Below are 24,088 nucleotides of genomic sequence, written 5' to 3' on the forward strand. Positions count from 1 at the left end.
TCCACTGCAAATCATTGTATCGGTATAGTCAAGCTGCCTTTGATATGCCTACTTGACGATATCGCAGACCATGCAAGTCGAGCTTGTTGTTCGGGCCGCTGTTTACCCGCGATGTAGCACCTAATCTTGGATTATATCACGTCAATTTGCTTTGTTGAATGATTTTGCTGCGGAGCATTTGGCGGCAACGCGAATCAACGCAGCCGCCGCAAGAGGCGGCGCTGCGCTTTTCATCGGGGTTATTTGAGACCGGTTGTGGCAGGGAGGCGCGCAATAGGCGACAAATTTGTCGCCGGCCGACAGATCACGTCAGCCGGATTCGCAGCGCCGCCATGTAGCCGCGCTCGGATTCCCATGGCATGGCAGGCGCCGACACGGCGACCACCATATTCAGCTCATCATCGCGCTGATCTTCCGGGAGTCTGTATTGCAGCCGCATCATCCTCGAACCCGGTTCGTAGGAACTGCTGACCATGGCCTTGTAGGCGGCCTCGGATCCGCAAAGATACTCAACTTCAGGAGTATAGAGATTGTCCCATTCGAGGCATTCGCCGTTGAGTTCGAAGTAGGAGCGATATTCTATGTGAATCTCGACGCCGGCCTTGAATGCCAGGGAGAGCACCAGCCCGTCGCGGCTGATTTCCAGCGTATGGTTGTCGAGCAGCGTATGGCCGACAAGCACGACGCCGATCTCTTTTTGCACGGCCGGATCATCCAGCGCGAAGACCTTGCGCTCGCCGTCGGCCAGCGTCATCGCCGGAACCTTGAGGCTGTCGGTCACCTCGTGCGTCGGGACGAGGATTGTCAGGTCGCGCACCGCATCGCGGGTGAAGGGCAGCCAGAAGCCGCCGGCCACCAGATGCAGCATCCAGTCGTCCCCGATGGCGCTGGACTCAACATCGCCGAACGCCTCGCGGTAGATCGCCGAAAGCCTTGTGTCGCCGAGGATCTCCTCGGTGTTGCCGGCAAACCACCGTAGCGCGTCCCGCAAGCCTTGCCGCTTGATAAGCTCGATGAACTCCGCCTTCGAAAAACCAGGATCATCCAGCGCATCCCGGACCTCGCAGAGATCCGACAAGCGCTGCGGCGGATGGTTTTTGAGATACCATGCCGCCTGGGTGACGAAGTCCCGATGGCTGGCCGCCAGCGTGATGGTCGCGGCCGTGGTCCGCGACGGCACGAAGAAACGTGCGCCGTGTGGGTCGACCGCCAGGCCATTCGCGATCAACTCCGCGACGGGCAGGCCGGTTTCATGAGCGCGGTGGGTGCTCAGCGTGCATCCGCCGCCGTCTTCAACCAGATGCGTTATGTAGGGCGTGATCTCCCAGGCCGGGTAGTAGCGGTGCAGGTCGATATGCGCGCCTTCGAAATCGAGGTTGGCGACTTCGTGCAACGGCAGCCGGTCTCGGAGATGCGGTATATTATCAGCGTTGACCCGCTCGAGCAGGACGCTTGGCTTCGATACGGCAATATCCAGATCGCCGGTCGCCCGGATGTTGAAGTCATTCGTATAGAAAAAGCAATGACATTTAAAAAGAACGACATCCATGTCGTAGCAGTAAAGCTTTATAAATTTGGCGAGCTTTTCCAAAAGGAAGTTAAAATGACCGGTCCACTTGTCATAGGTTTCCAGGGCGATTTGCCGAACTTCGCCGAATGCTGGATCTCCGGTTTTGTCGATAGCGGTAATAAGCCGCCCGACAACACGCTGCGCCAGCAGGAAATCGACCGAATCCCGCGGGTCTTGCAGGAGGCATGACGGCGGATCGCTGCGAACTCCGGCAGTGAAGGCCATCAGATGGGCCGCTGTTTCGCGATCTCGTATAGCTACGTATTCTTCAGCCGGCACGCCAACCCCCGTTGTTGATAACGCCCTATGCAAAAGGCAATCCTGAAGCCTTCGTCAGAATGGACCTGATGAGGCGATAGTCTCAATTTGTCGCAAAAATCTTGTATTGGCGGTATTTTTGATACGCGGCAACATGCCGGTACGATGCGGAAGTGTCCAGCCTTAAGTCGTGGATTATGGGTGTCCCAACAATGCGCCGGCGACGCGAAAAGCGGCTTTGAAACGGTTGTTGCGGGCGCCGAAGGTGCGTTCAACGACATGACAGCCCGACCAGATCGTGGCCGCCATCGGTCGTTCGCATAGACGTTTCCGCGCTCATTTCGTCCGTCAGATAATCCTCGACGCTCGCACCGTCCTGTGCAATTTATTGATATGAATCTCCTTTTCGAGCACGCGGGGAGCACGTATGCGCGCAGTCGGAACCGCACACAGCGGTTACGTCGTCAGTACTGTTGATCCCCGGCTTTATGGCTCCTTCGTTGAGCATCTTGGTCGTGCCGTCTATTCCGGCATCTACGAGCCGGGCCATCCGACGGCCGACAAGAACGGCATGCGGCAGGATGTCATCGACCTCGTCCGTGAAGCCGATGTTCCGATCGTCCGCTATCCCGGCGGCAATTTCGTTTCGGTCTATAACTGGGAAGACGGCATCGGTCCGCGCGAGGAACGTCCGGTGCGTCTTGACCTCGCCTGGCACAGCTCCGAGAGCAACCAGGTCGGCATCCACGAGTTCGCCGATTGGGCAGAGGCCGCCAACACAAGCATGATGCTGGCCGTCAATCTTGGCTCGCGCGGCCTCGAATCCGCTCGCGCCTTCCTTGAATACGTCAACCATCCGGGTGGCAGCCACTGGTCGGACCTGCGCCGCAAGAACGGCCGGGAAGATCCCTGGAACGTCAGGATCTGGTGCCTCGGCAACGAGATGGACGGCTCCTGGCAGATCGGCCAGAAAACGGCCGACGAATATGGCCGTATCGCGTTTGAAACCGCAAAGGCCATGCGCGCCTTCGACAAGTCGCTGGAATTCGTCGTCTGCGGCTCGTCATCACCGAAGATGGCGACCTATCCCGCCTGGGAAGCCACGGTTCTCGACTACACCTACAATGTCATCGACTACATCAGCCTGCACATGTATTTCGAAAATCACGCAGGCAACACAGCAGATTATCTTGCGCAGAACGCCCGTCTCGAAGACTACATCACCACCATCGCCGGCGTGATTGCCTATACCAAAGCCAAAAAGCGCTCCAAGAAGGACGTCTACATCAGCTTCGACGAATGGAACGTCTGGTACCACTCGCGCGAGGCCGACCGGAAGGTGGTGGAAGGCAGAGCCGGCTGGCCGCATGCCCCCACGCTTTTGGAAGACATCTACAATTTCGAGGACGTGCTGCAGGTCGGTTGCATACTCAACACCTTCATCCGCCGGTCGGACGTCGTGAAGGTCGGCTGCCTGGCCCAACTCGTCAACGTCATCGCCCCGATCATGACCGTTCCGGGTGGCCCGGCCTGGCGGCAGACAACCTTCTTCCCCTATGCCTACGCGTCCAGGTATGGCCGCGGCAAGGCGCTGAACCTGTCGCTGGAGTGCCCCGGATATTCAACCGGATTCGCCGCAAGCGTTCCCTACCTCGACGTCGCCGCCGTGGAAACCGGGGCGGACGGCGCGCTGACCTTGTTCATCGTCAATCGCCACCAGACGGAAGCGGTCGATCTGGAACTCGCGCTTGAAGGTTTCGGCGACCGCAAGGTGATCATGGACAAAGTGATGGAGGGGCACGATTTGCGCGCCGTCAATGGTCCGGGCGCCGAGACGATAGCGCCCAGGGATGCCTCGGGCGCATCGGCCGCGGGCGGCCGTCTTGTCGCCAGCATCACGCCTCTGAGCTACCGGATGATCCGGCTTGGGGCCTAGGCCGGCTCGGCTGGGAGGAGGAACAATGTCGGCATCCATCGAAATCACCGACGTCACCAAGCGTTACGGCGAACTGACGGTGCTGGACGATATTTCATTGTCCATCAGGGCCGGTGAGTTCGTCGTCATCCTCGGCCCGTCGGGCTGCGGGAAGTCCACGCTGCTGCGCCTGATCGCGGGCCTTGAGGACGTGACGAAAGGCTCGATCTCGGTGGGCGAGCGGCGCGTCGATACGCTGCCGCCCGGCCAGCGCGGCGTTGCCATGGTCTTCCAGTCCTATGCGCTTTATCCGCATATGACAGTGGCGCAGAATATGTCCTTCGGCCTCGAGAATATCGGGTTGCCGAAGGCGGAAGTCCAACGCCGGGTCCAGCAGGCGGCGGCGACGCTCGAAATCGCCCATCTGCTCGGCCGCAAGCCGGCAAAGCTGTCGGGCGGCCAGCGCCAGCGGGTGGCGATCGGGCGCGCCATCGTCAAGGAGCCGAAGGCCTTCCTGTTCGACGAGCCGCTCTCGAACCTCGATGCGGCTCTTCGTGGGCGCACCCGGCTGGAGCTCGCCCAGCTCCACACCCGGCTTGGCAGCACGATGATCTTCGTGACGCATGATCAGGTGGAGGCGATGACGCTCGCCGACCGCATCGTCATCCTGCACAACCGCAGGATCGAGCAGATCGGCACGCCGATGGAAATCTACCAGCGCCCGGCGAGCCGCTTCGTCGCCGGCTTCGTCGGCTCGCCGGCCATGAACTTCTTTCCCGTCGAAAGCGCCACGAGTAATGGCGAGATGCTGACGATCCAAACCGGTGGCTTGGGGAGTGTCGGGGCTGTCATCCGCCCGCCTTCGCGCTTTTCGCTGAGCGGCGCAAGCCTCGGCATCCGGGCCGAAGACGTCACCGTGTTGCCGGCTGGCCAGCCGGGCATTCCGCTCAAGGCCGAAGTCGTCGAGCGCCTTGGCGACCGGACCCTGATCTACGGACATCTCACGGATGGAACGAAGCTGACGGTCGAAGCCGACGGACGCAGCGAAGCGCGCAGCGGCGATATGGTGCAGATCGCGCTCGACACCTCGGCCATTCATCTTTTCGACGCCGCCGGCGCCGCCCATCATGGGGAGGGCGGTTGATATGGCCGAAAGCTATCGCCGCAGCCAATGGAGCAATGGCCTTTTCGTTCTTCCCTATCTCGCCGTCTTTGTCGTGCTGCTCGCCTTTCCACTCTTCTGGGGCGTGTGGCTGAGCCTGCACAAGGTCGATCTCTTCGGGCCAGGCCGGTTCGTCGGCCTTGCAAATTATGGCCGTGTCCTGGTCGATCCCGTTTTCCTGCAGGCGCTGCGCAATACCATTGTCTTTGTCCTGGTGAGCGTTCCGGCGCTGGTGGCGCTGGGGCTGTTTCTGGCGCTCGCAATCAACAGGACGACGCGCATGACCTCGTTCCTGCGCGGCCTGTTCTTCTCGTCTTCCGTTTTGTCGGTGACCATTGTCACGCTGATCTGGCGTTTCGTATTCATCCCCGGCGACGGACTTCTGGCCGTCCTTTCCGAGGCTTTGGGCGTCCAGCCTGTCAACTTCCTGTCGACGAGCGGCTGGTCGCTGTTTTCCGTCGGTGTCGCCACCGTGTGGTGGTGTGTCGGCCTGCCGATGATGCTGTTTCTGGCTGCCCTGCAACAGATTCCGAACGATCTCTATGAAGCCGCGGCCCTCGACAATGCCAGCCCCTGGCGGGTGCTGACGCGGCTGACGGTGCCTTCGATCGCCCGCACCATCATGCTGGTCGCGGTCATCCAGATCGTCATGCAGTTCCAGCTGTTCGGTCAGGCGCAACTGATGACCAATGGCGGCCCGAACGGCACGTCGCGCCCGCTGGTCATGTATATCTACGAGGTTGGCTTCCTGCGATGGGACGTCGGCAAGGCGGCGGCGGCCTCCGAACTCCTGTTCCTCATCATTCTTGTGGCGGCGATGGCGCAGTATGTGGTTTCGGCCCGCAAGTCGGAGGCGTCCGAGTGAGCGCGGATCGGTCCACCTATCGTCCCGAAAACCTGATTGCCAACCGCACGCCGCTGACGATTGCTGCCGTCCTGTCGGTCGCGATGATGGCGCCCGTCGCCTGGCTCGTCGGCCTGTCGATAAAGGACAATATGGAGTTGAAGCTCGGAACGGACTCCGTTTTCGAGCTGCCCTACACGCTCGTCAATTACCTGAACATCCTTCATTCATCGCAGGTCTTCGGCTGGTTCTTCAACAGCCTCGTGGTCGCGACCGGGCAGACCTTTGGCGTGCTCGTCCTGTCGTCGCTCGCCGGCTATGCTTTTGCCCGCCTCGAATTTCCGTTCCGCAGGACGATCTTCGTCATCGTGCTCTTCGGTCTCGCCGTGCCGGAGCAGGCGGTCATCATCGCCCGCCACCAGATGTTCAACTGGGCCGGCCTGCACAATTCCTATGTCGGCCTGATCCTGCCCGATCTGTCATCTGCCTTGGGGGTCTTCCTGATGACCCAGTTCTTCAAGGCGATCCCAAGGGAGATCGACGAGGCGGCGCTGCTCGACAATGCCTCGCCGCTGCGCATCTTCTGGAAGGTGCTCCTGCCGCTGACGCTGCCCGCCCAGGCGACGCTCGGCATCTTCACCTTCCTGCGCGCCTGGAACGACTACTGGTGGCCGCTGATCTCCGCCACGAAGAAGGAGATGTTCACGCTCACCATCGGCATTGCTTCGTCGCAGATCAACTTCGCCCAGACCGAAGGGCTCGGCTTCCTCAGCGCCCAGGCCGTCTTCGCCAGCCTGCCGGTGCTGATCGTCTACCTGATTTTCCAGCGCCATATCGTCACCGCGGTTTCAGGTGGCGCCGTGAAGTGATTGCGGCCACGGCCGGGAGCAAACCGGCCGCGGCAAGTTCAACCGGGGGCAAGGCCCCTTCAACCGGAGAGACAGACCATGAGACGTTTTCTATTGAGCACGGCAGCCCTGATCGCTTTGAGCTGTGGCACCCCGGCGCAGGCCGAGACGAAGATCGAGCTGCAGCGCTTCTTCGGCGCCTGCGATGCTGACTACGGAACCGTCACCGACGTCTCCAAGGCGGTCGGCGAATGCGGCATCATCACCTCGCTGGTCAACAAGTTCGAAGCGGACAATCCGGATATCGACGTCAACGTCACCACGGTCGAATGGCCGGGCTACGACCAGCTTAACGCCCAGCTGGCGTCGGGCGCTGCGCCGGACGTGGTGTCGATGCACTATTCCGCCATCTCCGACTACCAGTCGCGCGGCCTGATCGATCCTGTCGACGAGGTTCTTTCCGCCGAGGGCATTTCGCCCGACAGCTTCACCGACGCCGCCCGCGACGGCGTCACCAAGGACGGCAAGATGTTCGGCTTGCCCTTCGACAACTGGACAATGCTCTTCCACGTCAATCTGAACCTGATGAAGGAAGCGGGCCTGGTCAACGCGGACGGCACGCCGATCCTGCCGAAATCGGCCGACGAACTGATCGCCCAGGGCAAGCAGTTCAAGGAAAAGACCGGCAAGCCCTATCTCGTCCAGATCTACGCCAACGAAACCGCCGCCTACACCCGCATCCTCTACACGCTGCTCCAGCAGCAGAATTCCGATTTCTTCGCCGATCCAACCAAGATCAAGCTCAACACGCCGGAAGCCAAGGCCGCCCTTGAATTCATGAAGAAGATCAAGGACGAGGGCCTGACCACGACGGGGCTCGACTATGCGGCCGCCGTAACGGCCTTCCAGAATGGCGATGGCGGCATTGCCGTCAACGGCACCTGGCTGATCGGCGACTACGTCGCCCAGTCGGAAAAGGAAGGAACCCCGCTCGCAAAGGGCTACACCGTCTACCCGGTTCCGCAGCTCTATCCCGGCCGCGACAGCACCTACGCCGATGGGCACAGCTGGGTTCTGCCGCACAAGGATCGCACACCGGAGCAGACGGCGGCGATCGGCAAGCTCTTCAAGTTCCTCGCCGACAACGATTACGAATGGGCCCGCACCGGCCATTTGCCGTCCGTCAAGGCCGTCTTCGACAAGCCGGAATTCAAGGCGCTGCCGCATCGTGAAAACATCGCGGAGATCGCGCAGACCGGCCGCTCGCTGCCGGCCGCCGTCCAGCGCCAGTTCCCGATCCAGGATATTATCGGCGAGGAAGCCGGCGCAGCCATAAACGGCGACAAGTCCGTCGATGATGCCCTGACCAGCGCGGAAAGCCGCATCAACGATCTGCTCGCCAACCTCTGATCCGGCGAGCAGATGACGTCATTGGGTGTAAGCGCCGGAAGTAAGTGCTTGCGCCGAGCAGATAAGGTCACTTGGGTTCACTGGAGCCTTCGTCCCTGACATTCGCCATGGACAGGTCTGCGCGTTTGTCATACCGCACTGTGAATAAGCCCGCCCCGAAAACTTCGGGGCGGGCTTATTCAATTTTCCGGCACGTATCCCGTCCGCTTCGACGGCGAGACGTGATCGCCAGCTGTGCATTTCCAGCTGCTGCATGGTCACCTCGTAGCCGATCCTGTCCGGTGATGATGAACGCGTTACCGAACCCATCTGGCGATGGAAGCGCCGTCAGGTGCTTCCAGAAGCCGATGTCATCAGACCCGTTTGCACCGCTTTCGCGGCGGTTTCTTCCAAGACATGCAGGAACGCCCTGGCGAGGCGGGTCGGCTCCTGCGCCGGCGGCATCAGGATGCGGGCAACCACGTCGACCGCCGGCATGAATGGGCGGACCTCAAGATCAGGAAACGCCCCGTTGACCAGCGAATAACCATCGACGACCGCGACGCCGGCGCCAGCCGCGACGATGCTGCAGGCAGTCGCGGACTGGATGATTTCAATCGCAATCTGCCGTTCGATCCCGGCCTGCCGGAACTGTTCATCGATCTCAAGGCCGATGGGCTGGGTGCGGCTATAGCTGACAAGCGGGTAAGGCTTTAGATCGTGCGGACCCACGGTCTCCAGAGCGCACAGTGGATGTCCCGCCGGCATGACGGCCTTCAAGCGTGCTGCGCAAAGATCGCGCCCCTCTGTACCTGCATGGTTGGTCGGCATCAGCACGAGGCCGAAATCCGCTTCGAGATCGGCCACCATTCGCACCACCTCGTGATTGATGCCCGTATAAAGGACCACGCGTGCCGCCGGCCGCCGCCGTCGGAAATCTTCGATCGCCAGCGGCACAAGACTGTGCGCGAGCGTAGCTGTCGCGGCGATGCGAACGTAGCCGGAGCGCGCGTCACGGTAGTTTTCTGCCGCCCGGCTCACGGAATCCATGCCTCTGAGAGCCACAAGAACATTACCATAAAGCGCGCGGGCCTCCTTTGTCGGGGTCAACCTTCCACTTTGACGCCGGAACAGCGGGAATCCGAGCAGGCCTTCGATGTCGCGGACGCTCTTGCTCACGCCAGGTTGCGAAAGGCTCATAGCCCGCGCCGCCTGCGTCAGGGTGTTCGCCTCCATGACGGCCCGGAAGATCATCATTTGTCGAAACGTCAACATGAGCGCACGTTATACCTTCGAAGCCAAACGGTATTGGACGAGTATGGACTTGCCCGGCACTCTGCACAAAACAAAATATTGGGGAGGGTCGCTTGGTCACCAGAGCGGCGGTGCGGGCAGTCACATCGGGGCTGGAATTTCCTGAAGGGCCGGTAGCGCTTGAGGACGGCACGCTGCTTGTGGGCGAAATGGCTGCCGGGCGCATCACCCGTATTGCCCCGGATGGCACCAAGAGCACCCTTGCCGAAACGGGCGGCGGTCCCAATGGTCTGGCTCTCGGCCCTGACGGATGCCTCTATGTTTGCAACAATGGCGGCCAGAACTGGACCCGGGAGAACGGGCAGCTCGTCGCGCTAGGTCAAGCGGACGCTTATGCGGGCGGCCGCATCGAAAAGATTGACCTCGCCACCGGTCAAGTGTCGGTCCTCTACGATCGCGGTCCGTCGGGTCCCTTGCGTGGTCCCAACGACATCGTCTTCGACAGGGATGGCGGGCTCTGGTTCACCGACATGGGTAAGCGCCGCAAGCGCGACATGGATTATGGCGGCATCTACTATGCGAGCGTCGATGGCGCGCAGATCCGCGAGATCGTCTATCCCATGATGCAGCCCAACGGCATAGCGCTCTCACCGGACGAGAGCAGGCTCTACGTTGCCGAGACGAACACGGCGCGCGTGTGGAGCTTCGATCTGGTCGAACCGGGCGAGATAGCGCCCGCACAGCGCCACGCTCGCGGCATCGAGCAGTTGCTGATTGGTTTGCCTGGATATCAGCTCCTGGATTCCATGGCGATCGACGCTCAAGGCAATGTCTGCATTGCCACAATGATCAATGGCGGCATCACGGTCGTCTCGCCGCGCGGACACCTGGTCGAGCACATCGCCATGCCGGATCCTTTCACCACCAACATCTGTTTCGGCGGTCCGGACATGCGCACGGCTTTCGTCACCTTGTCGGGCACGGGCGTACTTGCCGCATTCGAATGGCCCCGACAGGGTCTGGAGCTCAACTTCCAGAATCGTTCCCTTTCAATGGCGACGCAGCCGCGCACGAAGGAGCAAGTCAGGCGATGACATTCGTTTCAGCCCACTCGACCCCTGCAGTCGACACTGCGGTTGAGCACGCAACACAGGCGATGATCGCGGTACGGCAACTGCGTCGCACCTATCCCACGGCCGATGGCGGCGAAGTTACCGCCCTGGCCGATACGGACCTGCATGTCAGCGACGGTGAATTCATTGCAATCGTCGGGCCGTCGGGCTGCGGCAAGAGCACGTTGTTGCGACTTCTGGCTGGCCTCGACCTGCCTGATAGTGGCCGCATCGAACTTAACGGCCATATGGTGAGCGCGCCGTCTCGTGATGTCGGCGTCGTCTTCCAAAATGCCACGCTGCTGCCTTGGCTCACAATCGCGTCCAACGTGAGCCTGCCGCTGCGTGTTGGCGGCAAGCAGCGCGGTCCGGCGCTGGGCACGGAAGAATTGCTGGACATGGCCGGGCTGGGCGGCTTTGGGGCCAAGTATCCCAATGAACTGTCGGGCGGCATGCAGCAACGCGCCGCCATATGCCGGGCCCTCATTCGCCAACCCAAGGTTCTTTTGATGGATGAACCCTTCGGCGCGCTCGACGCGCTGACCCGAGAGCGGATGAATGCCGAACTGCAACGCATATGGCTGGCGACCGGCAAGACCATCGTGCTGATTACGCATTCGATTTCCGAAGCGGTATTCCTTGCCGATCGTGTCCTGGTCATGTCGCCGCGCCCAGGCCGGGTCATCGCCGATCTGACGGTCCCGCTCGACCGTCCTCGCGACTTCGCCGACGCTGTCGGCCATCCCGCCTTCATTGAGCTTTCGCACCAGGTCCGCAAGCTGCTGAACGAGGGAGAAGGCAAATGAGCAGGATCGCCGATACGTCGATGAATTCGGCGCCGCAGGAGAAGCGCCGACCCAACCGCAAGCGATGGCCGGGCCGCAGCAGCCTCATCAGCATGGCAGGGCTCGCCGTCGTGCTCGGCGGCTGGGAACTGCTCGTCCACGGCACGGGTATTCCCAGCTATGTGCTGCCATCGATCGAGGATGTGGTTCGGTCGCTCGCCGACGGTCTTCTGGTGCCTGTCACGGATCGCTCCGGCTACTACCTGCCACTGTGGAGCACGCTGTCGAATTCGGCGATCGGCTATTTCATCGGCGGCCTTCTCGCCATCGTCCTTGGCTCCCTCATGGCCGAGTTCCGCACGATGGAAAAACTGTTGATGCCTTACGCCTTCGCGCTGCAGTCATTGCCGAAGGTCGCCATCGCTCCGCTGATCGTGATCTGGTGTGGGTTCGGCGACAGCTCCAAGATCGCGATGGCTGCGCTGCTGACGTTCTTTCCAGTCCTGGTCAACACCTTTGCGGGGATCCAGTCGACTGAGCGTGGGCGCCTCGACCTCATGCAATCCCTGTCGGCCTCCCGCCTCGAGACCTATTGGAACGTCAAACTCCCCTCTGCCGCGCCCTACATCTTCGCCGGCCTCGAAATGGGCATCGTCTACGCCCTGCTCGGAACCATCGTGGCGGAATATCTCGGCGCGCAGCAGGGGATCGGCGTCACCATCATGCAGGCCGAGGCCGTGACCGACGTCCCAACGGTTTTCGCGGTGCTGGTGATCCTCGGCGCGGTGGGGGTGGCCATGCATCTGGGGATCAGCTGGCTCAAGGCCCGTATCATCCGCTGGTAGATGCGCTCGCCGCGGGGTTTCGATCGATAGAATTATCAAGGGAGGAAACTATGAACAACACGCGTCGCGAATTTCTCAAACTGGCAGCGGGTTCCGCTGCGATGGCCCTGGCCGCGCCGGCCTTGGCTCAAGGGACCCTGCGAAAGGTCCGTTGGGGCATCAGCGTCACCGCCATGAATGTCTCCGTGGTGAATTCCATCATCGCGGAAGGCCTTGGCTACAATGCCGAGGAAGGGTTTCAACTCGAACCGATCATGCTCGGATCAAACTCCAACGTGCAGATTGCGCTCGACAAGGGCAATGTGGAGTTTGGCGTAGGCACCGGACCTTTCCAGTTGCCGCTCTTTGCCAAGGGTGAGTTGCCGCCGATCCAGAACTTCTACGAATGGTGCTACCCGTACCGCTGGGACATCGCCGTCCTGCCGGACTCCGAAGCCAAGACCTACGCCGATCTGAAGGGTAAGACGATCGGGGTGTCGGCGCTTGGCACGACCGATTATCCGATCGCCCGCGCGGCACTGACGAATGTCGGCGTCGATCCCGACAAGGACGTTTCCTGGGTCGCGACGGGCGCTGGCGTCCCGGCGGGCGTGGCGCTGCAACGCGGCACCATCGACGCACTGGCCTATTTCGACACCGGCTTCGGGCAGGTGGAGGCGGCAGGAATACCGATCCGTATCCTTGCGCGTCCCGAGAAGACGCCGATGATCGGCGGTCTCTACGTTTCCGCCAATCGCGACTTCATCGAAAAGAACCAGGAGCTTGCCGTGGGCTTTGGTCGGTCCATCTCGCGGGCTTCACAATTTATCCTCGCCAATCCCGAGGCCGGGGCCAAGGTCTTCCTCAAGATGTATCCGGAACTGGCTCCGCGCGGCGCGAGTGAAGAGGATGCGCTCAAGACGCTGCTCTATCCGATCAAGCGCCGGATGGCGCATTTCGAGCCACCCTATCCGGATACCAAGATGGGCTTTATACATGCCGATGAACTGGTGCGTGAGGCGAAGTTCCTGGGCCTGGCGATAGACAAGGCCGATGAGATTGTTCGTACCGATCTTGTTGACCGGATCAGCGACTACGATCTGGAAAAAGTGAAGCAGCACGCAGCTTCCTATGGTGGATAGGGGACGATCGAACCTGGCGGAAGGCGGCCGTTGTGACGCCGCCTTCTGCCGCAGTTCAATCCGGGTCGAACAGTGGAGCAGGATCAATGACGGCACGCATCAGCACGGGTTTCATCGGACTTGGCATGATGGGACACGGAATGGCCCGCAACCTGGTGACGAAAGGGTTTCCCCTGACTGTCATGGCGCACCGCCGCCGTGAGGCGGTCGATGACCTGTTGTCCTTGGGCGCCAGCGAGGTTGCGACGCCGGCCGAAGTTGCCGCCGCCTCGGATATCGTCTTCATCTGCGTCGGCAGTTCCGCGCAGGTCGAATCGCTGGTGCGGGGCGAAGCGGGCCTGGCAATCGGCGCGCGCCCAGGCCTTACCATTGTGGACTGCAGTACGTCCGATCCGAATTCAACCTTGATGCTCGCGGCAGAACTTGCGCTTTTGAAAGTCGATTACGCCGACGCGCCACTATCCCGCACGCCAAAAGAGGCGATGGATGGCACGCTCGACTGCATGGTTGGTGCTGACGATGCGGTCTTTGCCCGCATCGAACCCGTCATTGCCGCGTGGGCGGGCAGGATCGTGCATGTCGGCAAGGTCGGTGACGGCCACAAGATGAAGCTGCTCAACAACTTCGTTTCACTCGGCTACGCGGCGATATATGCCGAGGCACTGGCACTCGGAAGGAAGTCTGGCATCGAGCCTGCGCCATTCGACAGCGTCATACGCGGAGGCCGCATGGACTGCGGTTTTTACCAGACCTTCATGCGCTACGTGCTCGACCGCGACGAGAACGCGCACAAATTCTCCATTGGCAACGCGGCCAAGGATTTGCGCTATCTGGAGGCCATGGCCGATGCGGCTGGATTGGCCAATCCGATCGGCAACGCCGTCAAGAACACTTTCGCCGGCGCCGCGGCAACGGGCCGTGCGGACCACTACGTGCCGATGATTTCCGATATTGTCGCTGCTGGAAACGGAACAAAGCTGGATTGAGAGTCGGATATGCGCACCCAGCCCTTTGACCTCGGCGGGCGTCGGGCTCTTGTCACCGGCGGCTCCCGCGGGATCGGCCTTGCCATAGCCCGCGGCTTGGGAATAGCCGGGGCGGAGATCATCCTGAACGGTCGCAACGCCGAGGCGCTTGCATCCGCAGTTGCGGACCTCTCATCCGAGGGGATTGTCGCCGCATACAGTGTCTTCGATGTCACGGACCGCGCGGCGGTCGAGCGTGCGATCGCCGTGATCGAGGACAGGCATGGTCCCGTCGACATCCTTGTCAACAATGCCGGCATGCAGCATCGCGGCGCGCTGGAAGATTTTCCGGAGGACGCCTGGCACAGGCTGATGGCACTTAATCTCGATGCGGTCTTTTTCGTCGCGCAGGAGGTCGCCCGCGCCATGATCCCGCGGCGACGCGGCGTCATCATCAATATCGCGTCGGTACAGAGCGAGTTGGCGCGCCCCGGCATTGCGCCCTATACCGCCTCCAAGGGCGCCGTGAAGATGCTGACCAAGGGGATGGCGACGGATTGGGGTCGCCACGGCATCCGTGTCAATGCCATCGCACCGGGTTATTTCCGCACCGAGCTTAATGCGGCACTGGTCGCCGACCCTGCTTTCAGCGCCTGGATAGAGGATCGCACGCCGCTGGCGCGTTGGGGTGACGTGGAGGAACTGGCGGGAGCGGCGGTCTTCCTCGCATCGGACGCCGCGACCTATGTGACGGGCCACATCCTGGCGGTCGATGGTGGCATCACCGCGCGCCTTTAAGGCCGATGACGTCAGCTTCCAATGGGCGGACGTGTCGTGCTTTTTGCCTCATAACGAAGCATCTGGCCTGAGTGACAGATCATTTGTATCCTCCTAAGACTGCTTTTGCAGGTCGCGTGGCTTTGTGCACCGGGCTGCGTGCGACGTAACCTTAGTCGAAGATCGGTGACGTCGCGTAGAGCCCGGACGGAATGCTATTAACCCACCGGGTGACTTTTCCAGTGCGCCAGGAGCATTTTGGACGCTAACTAGCCTTGTCAAGCCGAAGGTTCGACCGTATCGAGACCCGCGTTGGAACTTCATCATCATTAGCTTCATGGTTAGCTTTGCTATTTCCTTGAGCATGGAAGGACCGAATACGGTCGCTCGCCTCGCTGTAGGCCATATCGAGTAGGTAGGTCAGGAACGGGTCGCGGTCGGCGGCACTCATACGCCGCAACTCTCGAAGCATTTCTTGTGTATGTCTCAAGGTGTCGATGCGCGAAAATTTGGCCATAATTTCCCCCTTTTTCCAATGCGATCATCGCATTCCTTGCTTGTGCGAGGATTTCGATGATTTGCAACCTTCAACTGATGGCGGTTGCAGAATGCACTTTCGTTAGACAAGCGAGCTTTGCTCCACTACATTCCGCCCGCCTTCCTCATGGAGTTGGAAATGGGGCAAGACTCCCCAACGTCTCTTCAGCGCCTAAGCGCCATCTTGCGCGAGGTGAAGTTTGTTGCGTCAACGAAGTTGAGCAGCGCCGACAATCTTACAAAAATTCGCGCGGACGTGCGCACTGCTGCGGAATTCCTCTTGAAGCATTATCCTGACAGTGCGCTGGATCGAGCAAAATTGTTGGAAGGACGCCCTGACGCCACATATTTTGCCCGCTTGGTGACCAAGGAAGTGGAGCAGATGCTCTCCGAGCAGCCTAAGCGTTAGGCCGGCGCCGTTCCCGTCGGTGGGTGGGTTCGAAATCTCTTCGATGTGTTCAAGTGCATTGTCCAGCAGATAGCTGATGAAATCCTGCCCGGACGCCATCGCCATATCCCTCGCATGCTCAACATAATCTGCAGCAACCTGGAGAGCGTTCTGCTGAAAGCGAACCGGGTTGGTGATATCCAAGAACCAGCCCGGATACTGCGCTGGCTCGCCGGCTTCATCGGTATAACAATGACCTACGGCCATGATCGTCCGTAAGCCGTGGCTGGTCGTGGCTACGGTGTAGGTTTCGCGAAATCCTGTCTTGAGAGCCACACTTCTGCTGATTGATGCGGCAACTCTATCACGGTCGGTGATGACGATCGCTTCCAGAAAGCGGCTCAAATTCGTGCCGCGCGCAAATTCGTCGACAGAAAGCGCAAAATAATCGAACAGATTGGCATCGCCATGAACCAGATCGAGCTTGACATCCCAAGTCCAGAAGCCGGTGATCGATGGATAGGTGATAGTCCTTCGTAGACCACGCTGTGATTCCGAAGTCATTGAAATCGCCTCCCGTCGATTTCAGTGCCTAGCGAGTCTCACCATATTATCCTTTTTCGAAGAAATGTCACCTTTGAGGGTCTTGGCCGGTGAAGTGCTCTAATGCAAAATACGCCCGAGAGCGCATACCCTTCAATGATTTGAAAAATCCTTTTCACCTCCCACGCAGCATAAGAATCGAGCCTAAATTGGAGATGACATCGGTCAGCCGCCAGAACCTCATTCAACATCCGTAGGGGCCGAAAACGGTCAGGTGTTAACTTGCCATGAGTACGCGTAATGGCCTGCTGCCGGTTTTTTGGACACGAGGTTAAGCTAACATAGCTTGTTCCTCGAACTCCACAGGGCTCAGATAGCCGAGTGTCGAGTGCCGCCGCCGAGGATTGTAGAAGCGCTCGATGTAATCGAACACATCCGCCCTGGCATCATCCCTCGTCCTGTAGACCTTGCGGGCTGTCTGCTCCGTTTTGAGCGACGAGAAGCAGCTCTCCATTGCCGCATTGTCCCAGACATTGCCTGACCGGCTCATTGAATAGGTGATGCCGTGGTCGGCCATCAGTCGCTGGAACTGCTCGCTGGTATATTGCGACCCCTGGTCGGAGTGATAGATCAGGCTGTCGGGCTTGCCTCGGCACCAGATCGCCATGATGAGGGCGTCGGTGACGAGTTGCGCCGTCATCTCCGCCTTCATCGCCCAGCCGACGACACGCCTGGAGAACAGGTCGACGACGACGGCCACGTAGAGCCATCCTTCGCACCGCGGCTCGCTCTCCGCATCCTTTGGCAGCCACGGCGGCGCAGCCGGGCACGCAGCCCGTTCTCCCGCATGAGCCTCTCGACACGATGAAGGCCGCAGGAGCCCTCCGCCAGAACGTTGTGCCAGACGCGCTTGCGCCATAGTGTGGTCGCTGCTCTTGAAGCTTCGATCAATCTGGGAAACGAGAATCTCGTCATGCCGGGAGCGAGCGCTGGGGCTGCGGTTGAGCCAAGGCATGGAAGCCTGAGCGGGAGACATCCAGCGACTGCAAAGCCATGCCACCGGCCAGATGCTCCGTTGCCTCGCCATGAAAGCGAACCTCACGTCCGTTCCCTCGCGAAATAGGCTGCGGCCTTTTTTAAGATGTCGCGCTCCGCCTTCGGCTTCGTGACTTCCACGATCAATCGTATCGGACCGGTTGCTGGAAAAGCCTAGGAACCTTAAATCGCGGCGTTCGTTTTGCCCTGCCAATTCCGGCAAGGAGGACACTTCATGAAAACGCTCGCCGATGTTTTCGAACATACGCTTCAGGACATTTATTACGCTGAAAACGCAATCACCAAGGCGCTGCCGAAGGTTGCCAAGGCGGCGACGTACGCCAAGCTGAAAAAGGCCGCGGAAGACCACCTTGAAGAGACGAAGGGCCAGATCGCAACGCTCAAGAAGGTCTTCACGTCTATCGGCAAGAAGGCCGAGGGCGAAAAATGCGACGCCATCGAGGGCCTGCTGAAGGAAGCCGACGGGATCATGAAAGAAGCTTCCGGCACGGCGCTGGATGCCGGCTTGCTGGCTGCCTGCCAGGCGGTGGAGCACTACGAGATTGCACGCTACGGCTCATTGCGGGAATGGGCGAAGGTTCTTGGCCACGACGAAGCGCACAAGCTGCTGAGCGAAATACTCGACCAGGAAAAGGCGACCAACAACAAGCTCACCAATCTCGCGGTGACTTCGGTCAACAAGTCCTAGGCTGCTGCGGCCCGGCCTTGCGCCGGGCCTCCCGTCTCACAACGTCTTTCATAGCTTACGTTCGGGCGCACCCGGCGCGGGTGCTCCAGCAGTGCCGCCCGGCAGCTTCGGCGTGGTGGCGTCGGGCGGGTCGCGGCCTTCGGAATGGCGTGTCTTGTCATCCGTGTCGCTGCGGGGAGATGCGTTGCCAAACCCTTCGGCGGGCGGCTTGTTGCCTGCCGCGTCCTGCGAGAAATCGTCGTGAGGATCGGGCCCGGTGGCCGCCGGATATTTCCGCGCGCCGGTTTCGTAAGCGTCTTTCGGTTCCATCATGGGCTCCCGTGGCTGTATGCAGGACAACCCGGCCTCGGCGCTTAAGTTCCTCGCGATCTGCGCCCCGCGTCAGCCGCGCGCCGAATTCTTGCCCGTCAGCAGCCGCTCCCACTGCAGCGCGTCGTTGACGATGAGATCGAGGTCGTCGAGCCGCGGCACCCAGCCCAGTTCGCCACGCGCCAGATCGGAATTGGCGACGACCGCGGCCGCATCGCCCGGACGGCGTTCCCCCATGCGGACATCGAAGTCGTGGCCGAAAGCACGGCGCACGCTGTCGATGACATCGAGCACCGAATAGCCATGGCCATAGCCGCAATTCGCCACCAGGTTCGCGCCGCCTTCCCGAAGCCGCTGCAATGCCAGCCGATGCGCCGCTGCGAGATCGCTGACATGGATATAGTCCCGAATGCAGGTGCCGTCCGGCGTCGGGTAGTCCGTGCCGAACACCTGCATGGATGCACGTTTGCCGAGCGCCGTTTCGCAGGCGACCTTGATGAGATGGGTGGCGCCGGGTGTGGACTGGCCCGTGCGGCCTTTCGGATCGGCGCCGGCGACGTTGAAATAGCGCAGCGCGGTGTAGCGCAGACCATGCGCGGCGGCGGCGTCCCGCAACATCCATTCGCTCATCAGCTTTGACAGGCCGTAAGGCGACTCCGGCGCAAGGCGGGCATCCTCGCGCACAGGCTCCATGCCGGCTCCGCCATAGACGGCTGCGGTGGAGGAGAAGATGAAGTTGGCGACGCCGGAACGCACTGCCGTTTCGAGCAGCGTGCGCGTCTTGCAGGTATTGTTCTCGTAATAGCCGAGCGGATCGGCGACCGATTCCGGGACAACGATGGAACCGGCGAAATGGATGATGGAATCGACGCCGTGCTCGCGAATGGCCGATGCGACAAGTTCGCGGTCGGCGACATCGCCGACGATCAGTTTCGCCTCCGGCGCCACCGCCCATTCGAAACCGGTGGACAGGCGGTCGAGAACTACCACCCGCTCGCCGGCGTCGAGCAACTCCCAGACCATGTGGCTGCCGATATAGCCCGCGCCGCCCGTGACCAGAACCGCCATGCCGCCGCTACCCTTGTTGTGCCGTAAACTGTCTCAAATGCCGCGAAGGTGCCCAAAATGCCGCAAAACCTTTAAGAAGCCATGGCAATCCGTGCAAATACCAATGTGCGCGGTCAACCGGAATACCGAACCACAGCCATGCGTTAGGCGATAATGGGGCGTGGCATTTTGACCGAACGCCATGATGGACGCGGCCCGGACCAATGATTATTATCCGGCCAAAAATTAGCCCCTCCGCCTGCCACTGAGCCTGATACTGGAATGTCGGAATGAACTACCAACGGTTTTTCGAAGAAGCGATCGACCAGTTGCACGCAGAACGGCGCTATCGGGTGTTCGCGGATCTGGAACGCATCGCCGGCCGGTTCCCGCGTGCTCTGTGGCGCGCCAACGACCGCGCTCAGGAAATCACCGTCTGGTGTTCGAACGACTATCTCGGCATGGGCCAACACCCGGACGTTATCGCCGCAATGCAAGCCGCTGCCGGCGGCATGGGCACCGGCGCGGGCGGCACCCGCAATATCTCCGGCACCAATCGCCCGCTGGTCGAGCTCGAGCATGAACTCGCCGACCTGCATGGCAAGGAGGCGGGGCTGGTCTTCACCTCCGGCTTCGTCTCGAACGAGGCAGCCATCTCGACCATCGCGCGCCTGCTGCCCAATTGCCTCATCATTTCCGATGAGTTGAACCACGCCTCGATGATCGAGGGCGTGCGCCGCTCCAATGCGGAGAAGAAGATTTTCCGCCACAATGACGTCGCGCATCTGGAAAGCCTGCTACAACAGGCCGGCCGTGAACGCGCCAAGCTGATCGTCTTCGAAAGCGTGTATTCGATGGACGGCGACATAGCGCCGATCGAGGCGATCGTCGATCTCGCGGAAAAATACAACGCCATGACCTATATCGACGAGGTCCACGCAGTTGGCATGTATGGACCGCGCGGCGGCGGCATCACCGAACGCGAGGGGCTGGCCGACCGGATCGACATCATCGAAGGAACGCTGGCCAAGGCGTTCGGAACGCTCGGCGGATACATTACGGGCAAGCAGACGGTGCTGGACGCCGTGCGCTCCTATGCGCCGGGTTTCATCTTCACCACCGCGCTGCCACCTGCGATCGCGGCCGCGGCCACGGCGGCCATCCGTCACCTCAAGACCTCGCAGACCGAACGCGATGCGCAGCAACGGCAGGCGACGCGCACCAAGGAAGTGCTCTCGGCCGCCGGCCTGCCCGTGATGGAATCGCCGACGCATATCGTCCCGATTCTGGTCGGCGATCCCGAGCTTTGCAAGATGGCCAGCGACCGCCTGCTCGGCGTCCACGGCATCTACATCCAGCCGATCAACTATCCCACCGTACCGCGCGGCACCGAGCGGCTGCGCGTCACGCCGACGCCGTTCCATTCCGACCAACTGATCGCAGAATTGCAGGACGCGCTGGTGGAAACCTGGGATGCGCTCGGCATTCCCTATGGCGCGACTGGACGCCCCGCTGTCGCCAAGAGCGACCGCATCATCCCGCTGCTGGTGCCTAAGTCGGGCGGCTGAACGGCAAGTCATTCCAGCCTACGGTCATCGAGACAAAAGGCAGCCAGGGTGACCCGGCTGCCTTTTTCATTGTCTGGAGAGGCTATGCCGGTGGCGACGCCTCAGAGGACCGGGCGCACCCAGCCATGCTTGTCGGCAGCGGTGCCGCGCTGGATGCCGACCAGTTCGCTGCGCAGGCGCGCCGTCACCGGTCCGTCGCCGCTGTTGCCGATGGAGAACGAGCCGCCGTTGAAGCGGATGGTGCCGATGCCGGCCACGACCGCCGCCGTGCCACAGGCAAAGGCCTCGCGCAGCTTGCCGCTTTCGGCGTCCTTGCGCCATTCGTCGAAAGAGTAGGGCTTTTCCTCGATGCGCAAGCCATTTTCGCGGGCCAAGGTCAGGATCGAGTCGCGCGTGATGCCGGGCAGGATGGTGCCACCCAGCGGCGGCGTGATCAGGCTACCGTCGTCCATGACGAAGCAGACATTCATGCCGCCCAGTTCTTCGACCCAGCGATGCTCGGCTGCATCGAGGAATACAACCTGATCGCAGCCATGCCTGGAGGCTTCGGCTTGCGCGACCAGGCTGGCGGCATAGTTGCCGCCGCATTTCGCGGCACCCGTGCCACCCGGCGCGGAGCGTGTGTAATCGTCGGAAACCCAGACCGACACCGCCTTGTAGCCGCCCTTGAAATAGGAGCCGACCGGCGAGGCGATGACGCTGAAGATATACTGCGTTGCCGGACGCACGCCGAGAAACGCCTCGTTGGCGAACATGAAGGGCCGCAGATACAGGCTGCCATCGCCCCCCGGCACCCAATCGGCGTCGGCGCGCACCAGCGCTTCGACCGCATCCAGGAACAAATCTTCCGGAACGGCCGGCATGGCGAGCCTCTCGGCCGACATTGCGAGGCGGCGGGCATTCTCCTCGGGTCGGAAAAGCACGATGCCCTTTTCCGTCCTGTAGGCCTTCATGCCCTCGAAAATCTCCTGCGCGTAATGCAGTACGGCTGCGGCGGGATCGATGGAGAAAGGCGCGCGCGCCTTCAGTTCGCCATCGTGCCAACCCTTGTCGGCGGTCCAGGTCACCGTGACCATGTGATCGCTGAATACCTTTCCGAACCCCGGATTTTCCATCCGCGCCGCGCGCGCGTCGGCGGATGTTGGTGAAGCATGGGGTATGGATTTGATCGCGGTCTTGTCTGTCATGGGTCTACTCTCTGATACCGGACGTGATTTGCGCGTTTTGCGTGCAAAGGCAAGGCCGGAATTCGGTCGCGTCCTTAAAGCCGCCGCATCCAGTCCGCCAGCCGCATCGCGGCCTCTTCGAGCTGGTCAAGCCGGCGATGGAAGCAAAGACGCAGGAACGGCTCACCCCCCGGACCGAAGGCGGAGCCGGGCGCCAATCCGACATTGGCGTTGTCGACGATGTCGAATGCCGCGCTGCGGGAATCGTTGATGCCATCGATGGCGAAGAACAGGTAGAAAGCGCCGGCCGGCACGGTGAAGCGCGCCCTGCCCGTCTGGCCGAGAATGCCGCAGACCAGATCGCGCGCCTGCCGCGCGCGCTCGACCTGTTCGAAGACGAAGGCGTCGCCTTCGTCGAGCGCCGTCACCGCCCCGCGCTGCATGAACTGCGCGACGCCCGAGGTGGAGTACTGAACGAGGTTCTCGAAGACCTGCTGCAGCGACGGATGGATCTTGACCCATCCGATGCGCCAGCCCGTCATGGCCCAGTTCTTGGAGAAGCTGTTGACGAAGACGATACGGTCGTCATCGGTCGCGACGTCGAGAAAGGAGGGCGCCCTGCCGCCGCCATAGTGGAACAACGAATAAATCTCGTCGGCGATGATCCAGAGCTTCCTCGCTCGCGCCAGATCGAGGATCGCTTTCAGCGTCTCGCGGTCGGCGGTCCAGCCCGTCGGATTGGACGGCGTGTTGACGAAGATCGCGCGCGTGGCGGGCGTGATCGCGGCGGCGATCTTCTCGACATCGCACGACCATCCGTTTCCGGCATTGTCCAACGTCACCGGAACCGGAACCGCCCCGGCAATCGCGGCAGCGGCGGCAAAGTTCGGCCAGGCAGGGGAAAGATAGATCACTTCATCGCCAGCGCCCGCCACCGCATCGATGGCGAGCTGGATGGCGTGCATGCCGGAACCGGTAACGATGAACTCCTCGCCGGCGAAAGCCTTGCCGAAATGCCGGCGGTAGTAGCGCGCCAGCGCGTCACGCAGTTCCGGTATGCCCTTTTGCCAGGTGTAGAAGGTTTCGCCCGATGCGAGCGCCTGCCGTGCGGACTCGGTGATAAATGCCGGCGTCGGCATGTCGCCCTCGCCCGCCCACAGCGGAATCATGCCGTCGCGGCCACGGCCGCGGTTCATCACCGCGACGATGCCGCTTTCCGGGGCTGCGCGCGCCTGGGCGCGAAGGGATTCAAACAGGACCATGTTTTGACCGATGCATCTTGGCTAAGTGCTAGCCGGTTTCCCGCTCCGCGAAAATACAAGACCCCGGCCGAAAACGACCGGGGTCTTGGTCCAGAACAGAAAAGCTGTTCAGGCAGGGCGCCTGGCGAGCAGGTCGCGAATCTCGGTAAGCAAAGCGACATCTGCCGGCGGCGGCGCGGCTTGCGGGGCCGGCTTCTCACGCTCGAGGCGCCTGCGCATGTTGTTCACCGCCTTGACCATCAGGAAGATGATCCAGGCCAGAATAATGAAATTCAGCACCACGGTGATGAAGCTGCCATAGGCGAACACCGCGCCCTGTTCCTTGGCGGCTGCGAGCGAAGTGGCGGTGACCGTGGAGGACAGGCCGACAAAGTAGTTATTGAAATCGAGGCCGCCGAAAATCGCGCCAACGATCGGCATGATGATGTCGTTGACAAGCGAGTCGACGATCTTGCCGAAGGCAGCGCCGATGATGACACCGACCGCGAGGTCCATGACGTTGCCCTTGGAGATGAACTCCTGGAATTCTTTCAGCATTTTGTCCCTCTTGCTCCGTCCAGCTTCAGAAGATTGACGGTCGTTTCCCTATCCCGCTCCAATCGCGGCCAAATGCACCATAACAAAAACCATAGATTGCAAAACCCAAAAATAACGCGGCCAAGAAGACCTTTTGACAAGA

The 24,088-nt window shown here is 61.1% G+C and carries 21 protein-coding genes and 1 pseudogene; 13 read left to right on the forward strand and 9 right to left on the reverse strand.

What is annotated here, in order from left to right; translation table 11 throughout:
* Positions 1–304: 304 nt before the first annotated feature.
* Positions 305–1,849 (reverse strand): hypothetical protein, encoded by a 1,545-nt coding sequence (locus tag J2X35_RS09190; protein ID WP_310184523.1) that lies wholly within the window; start codon positions 1,847–1,849, stop codon positions 305–307.
* A gap of 406 nt (positions 1,850–2,255) precedes the next feature.
* On the opposite strand from J2X35_RS09190, the gene J2X35_RS09195 reads away from it, so the two are divergent.
* From J2X35_RS09195 to J2X35_RS09215, 5 genes are all read left to right on the forward strand, one after another.
* Positions 2,256–3,764, forward strand: coding sequence for an alpha-N-arabinofuranosidase (locus tag J2X35_RS09195; protein ID WP_310184525.1), 1,509 nt, complete (start codon positions 2,256–2,258; stop codon positions 3,762–3,764).
* Positions 3,765–3,789: 25 nt separating this feature from the next.
* On the forward strand, positions 3,790–4,887 hold the full coding sequence (locus J2X35_RS09200) for a sn-glycerol-3-phosphate ABC transporter ATP-binding protein UgpC (protein ID WP_310184527.1): 1,098 nt from the start codon (positions 3,790–3,792) through the stop codon (positions 4,885–4,887).
* Position 4,888: 1 nt separating this feature from the next.
* A complete protein-coding gene (locus J2X35_RS09205) occupies positions 4,889–5,770 on the forward strand; it encodes a sugar ABC transporter permease (RefSeq protein ID WP_310184529.1) in 882 nt (293 codons plus the stop codon).
* A 53-nt stretch (positions 5,771–5,823) separates the two neighbouring features.
* Positions 5,824–6,618 (forward strand): carbohydrate ABC transporter permease, encoded by a 795-nt coding sequence (locus J2X35_RS09210; RefSeq protein ID WP_405023217.1) that lies wholly within the window; start codon positions 5,824–5,826, stop codon positions 6,616–6,618.
* A gap of 78 nt (positions 6,619–6,696) precedes the next feature.
* Positions 6,697–8,007, forward strand: a complete 1,311-nt coding sequence (locus tag J2X35_RS09215; RefSeq protein WP_310184533.1) for an extracellular solute-binding protein — start codon at positions 6,697–6,699, stop codon at positions 8,005–8,007.
* 327 nt (positions 8,008–8,334) lie between these two features.
* Here J2X35_RS09215 and J2X35_RS09220 read toward each other — a convergent pair whose 3' ends face one another.
* A complete protein-coding gene (locus tag J2X35_RS09220; RefSeq protein WP_310184535.1) occupies positions 8,335–9,243 on the reverse strand; it encodes a LysR substrate-binding domain-containing protein in 909 nt (302 codons plus the stop codon).
* A gap of 110 nt (positions 9,244–9,353) precedes the next feature.
* Here J2X35_RS09220 and J2X35_RS09225 point away from each other — a divergent pair, with 110 nt between their 5' ends.
* The 6 genes from J2X35_RS09225 to J2X35_RS09250 all read left to right on the forward strand — a co-directional run bounded on the left by J2X35_RS09225 (position 9,354) and on the right by J2X35_RS09250 (position 14,866).
* Positions 9,354–10,334 carry an SMP-30/gluconolactonase/LRE family protein gene (locus J2X35_RS09225; protein ID WP_310184537.1) on the forward strand — a complete coding sequence of 327 codons (981 nt, stop codon included), beginning with the start codon at positions 9,354–9,356 and terminating at the stop codon, positions 10,332–10,334.
* Positions 10,331–11,158 carry an ABC transporter ATP-binding protein gene (locus tag J2X35_RS09230; RefSeq protein WP_310184539.1) on the forward strand — a complete coding sequence of 276 codons (828 nt, stop codon included), beginning with the start codon at positions 10,331–10,333 and terminating at the stop codon, positions 11,156–11,158. Before J2X35_RS09225 ends, J2X35_RS09230 begins: the two co-directional genes overlap by 4 nt.
* Positions 11,155–11,982 carry an ABC transporter permease gene (locus J2X35_RS09235; RefSeq protein WP_310184541.1) on the forward strand — a complete coding sequence of 276 codons (828 nt, stop codon included), beginning with the start codon at positions 11,155–11,157 and terminating at the stop codon, positions 11,980–11,982. The genes J2X35_RS09230 and J2X35_RS09235 overlap by 4 nt, the downstream gene beginning before the upstream one ends.
* Before the next feature lie 50 nt (positions 11,983–12,032).
* Complete coding sequence (locus J2X35_RS09240; protein WP_310184542.1) at positions 12,033–13,103, forward strand: ABC transporter substrate-binding protein; 1,071 nt, start codon at positions 12,033–12,035, stop codon at positions 13,101–13,103.
* An 86-nt stretch (positions 13,104–13,189) separates the two neighbouring features.
* The gene (locus J2X35_RS09245; protein ID WP_310184543.1) at positions 13,190–14,089 is read left to right on the forward strand and encodes an NAD(P)-dependent oxidoreductase; all 900 of its coding nucleotides are present in this window, start codon (positions 13,190–13,192) and stop codon (positions 14,087–14,089) included.
* Between the two features lie 9 nt (positions 14,090–14,098).
* Positions 14,099–14,866, forward strand: a complete 768-nt coding sequence (locus J2X35_RS09250) for a glucose 1-dehydrogenase (protein WP_310184545.1) — start codon at positions 14,099–14,101, stop codon at positions 14,864–14,866.
* Between the two features lie 724 nt (positions 14,867–15,590).
* Here the strand turns inward: J2X35_RS09250 and J2X35_RS09255 are convergent.
* Complete coding sequence (locus tag J2X35_RS09255) at positions 15,591–16,334, reverse strand: hypothetical protein (RefSeq protein WP_310184547.1); 744 nt, start codon at positions 16,332–16,334, stop codon at positions 15,591–15,593.
* A 310-nt stretch (positions 16,335–16,644) separates the two neighbouring features.
* A pseudogene (locus J2X35_RS09260) lies at positions 16,645–17,501 on the reverse strand (IS3 family transposase); the annotation flags it as partial.
* 82 nt (positions 17,502–17,583) lie between these two features.
* Between J2X35_RS09260 and J2X35_RS09265 the strand changes: the two are divergent.
* Positions 17,584–18,057 (forward strand): ferritin-like domain-containing protein, encoded by a 474-nt coding sequence (locus J2X35_RS09265; RefSeq protein WP_310184549.1) that lies wholly within the window; start codon positions 17,584–17,586, stop codon positions 18,055–18,057.
* 48 nt (positions 18,058–18,105) lie between these two features.
* Here the strand turns inward: J2X35_RS09265 and J2X35_RS09270 are convergent, their stop codons facing one another.
* A complete protein-coding gene (locus J2X35_RS09270) occupies positions 18,106–18,366 on the reverse strand; it encodes a hypothetical protein (protein ID WP_310184551.1) in 261 nt (86 codons plus the stop codon).
* A 72-nt stretch (positions 18,367–18,438) separates the two neighbouring features.
* A complete protein-coding gene (gene galE / locus J2X35_RS09275) occupies positions 18,439–19,434 on the reverse strand; it encodes a UDP-glucose 4-epimerase GalE (RefSeq protein ID WP_056114827.1) in 996 nt (331 codons plus the stop codon).
* A 269-nt stretch (positions 19,435–19,703) separates the two neighbouring features.
* Here galE and hemA point away from each other — a divergent pair, with 269 nt between their 5' ends.
* Entirely contained in the window at positions 19,704–20,981 is a 1,278-nt protein-coding gene (hemA, locus tag J2X35_RS09280; protein WP_056114824.1) for a 5-aminolevulinate synthase, read from the forward strand.
* Positions 20,982–21,082: 101 nt separating this feature from the next.
* Here hemA and J2X35_RS09285 read toward each other — a convergent pair whose 3' ends face one another.
* The 3 genes from J2X35_RS09285 to mscL all read right to left on the reverse strand — a co-directional run bounded on the left by J2X35_RS09285 (position 21,083) and on the right by mscL (position 23,946).
* Positions 21,083–22,168, reverse strand: a complete 1,086-nt coding sequence (locus J2X35_RS09285) for a branched-chain amino acid aminotransferase (protein ID WP_056114821.1) — start codon at positions 22,166–22,168, stop codon at positions 21,083–21,085.
* A 74-nt stretch (positions 22,169–22,242) separates the two neighbouring features.
* Positions 22,243–23,409, reverse strand: coding sequence for a pyridoxal phosphate-dependent aminotransferase (locus tag J2X35_RS09290; protein ID WP_310184554.1), 1,167 nt, complete (start codon positions 23,407–23,409; stop codon positions 22,243–22,245).
* A gap of 108 nt (positions 23,410–23,517) precedes the next feature.
* On the reverse strand, positions 23,518–23,946 hold the full coding sequence (gene mscL / locus J2X35_RS09295) for a large conductance mechanosensitive channel protein MscL (protein ID WP_056114815.1): 429 nt from the start codon (positions 23,944–23,946) through the stop codon (positions 23,518–23,520).
* Between the last annotated feature and the right edge of the window lie 142 nt (positions 23,947–24,088).

Origin of the sequence: Mesorhizobium sp. BE184, from assembly GCF_031457045.1 — a bacterium.
GTDB lineage: Bacteria > Pseudomonadota > Alphaproteobacteria > Rhizobiales > Rhizobiaceae > Mesorhizobium.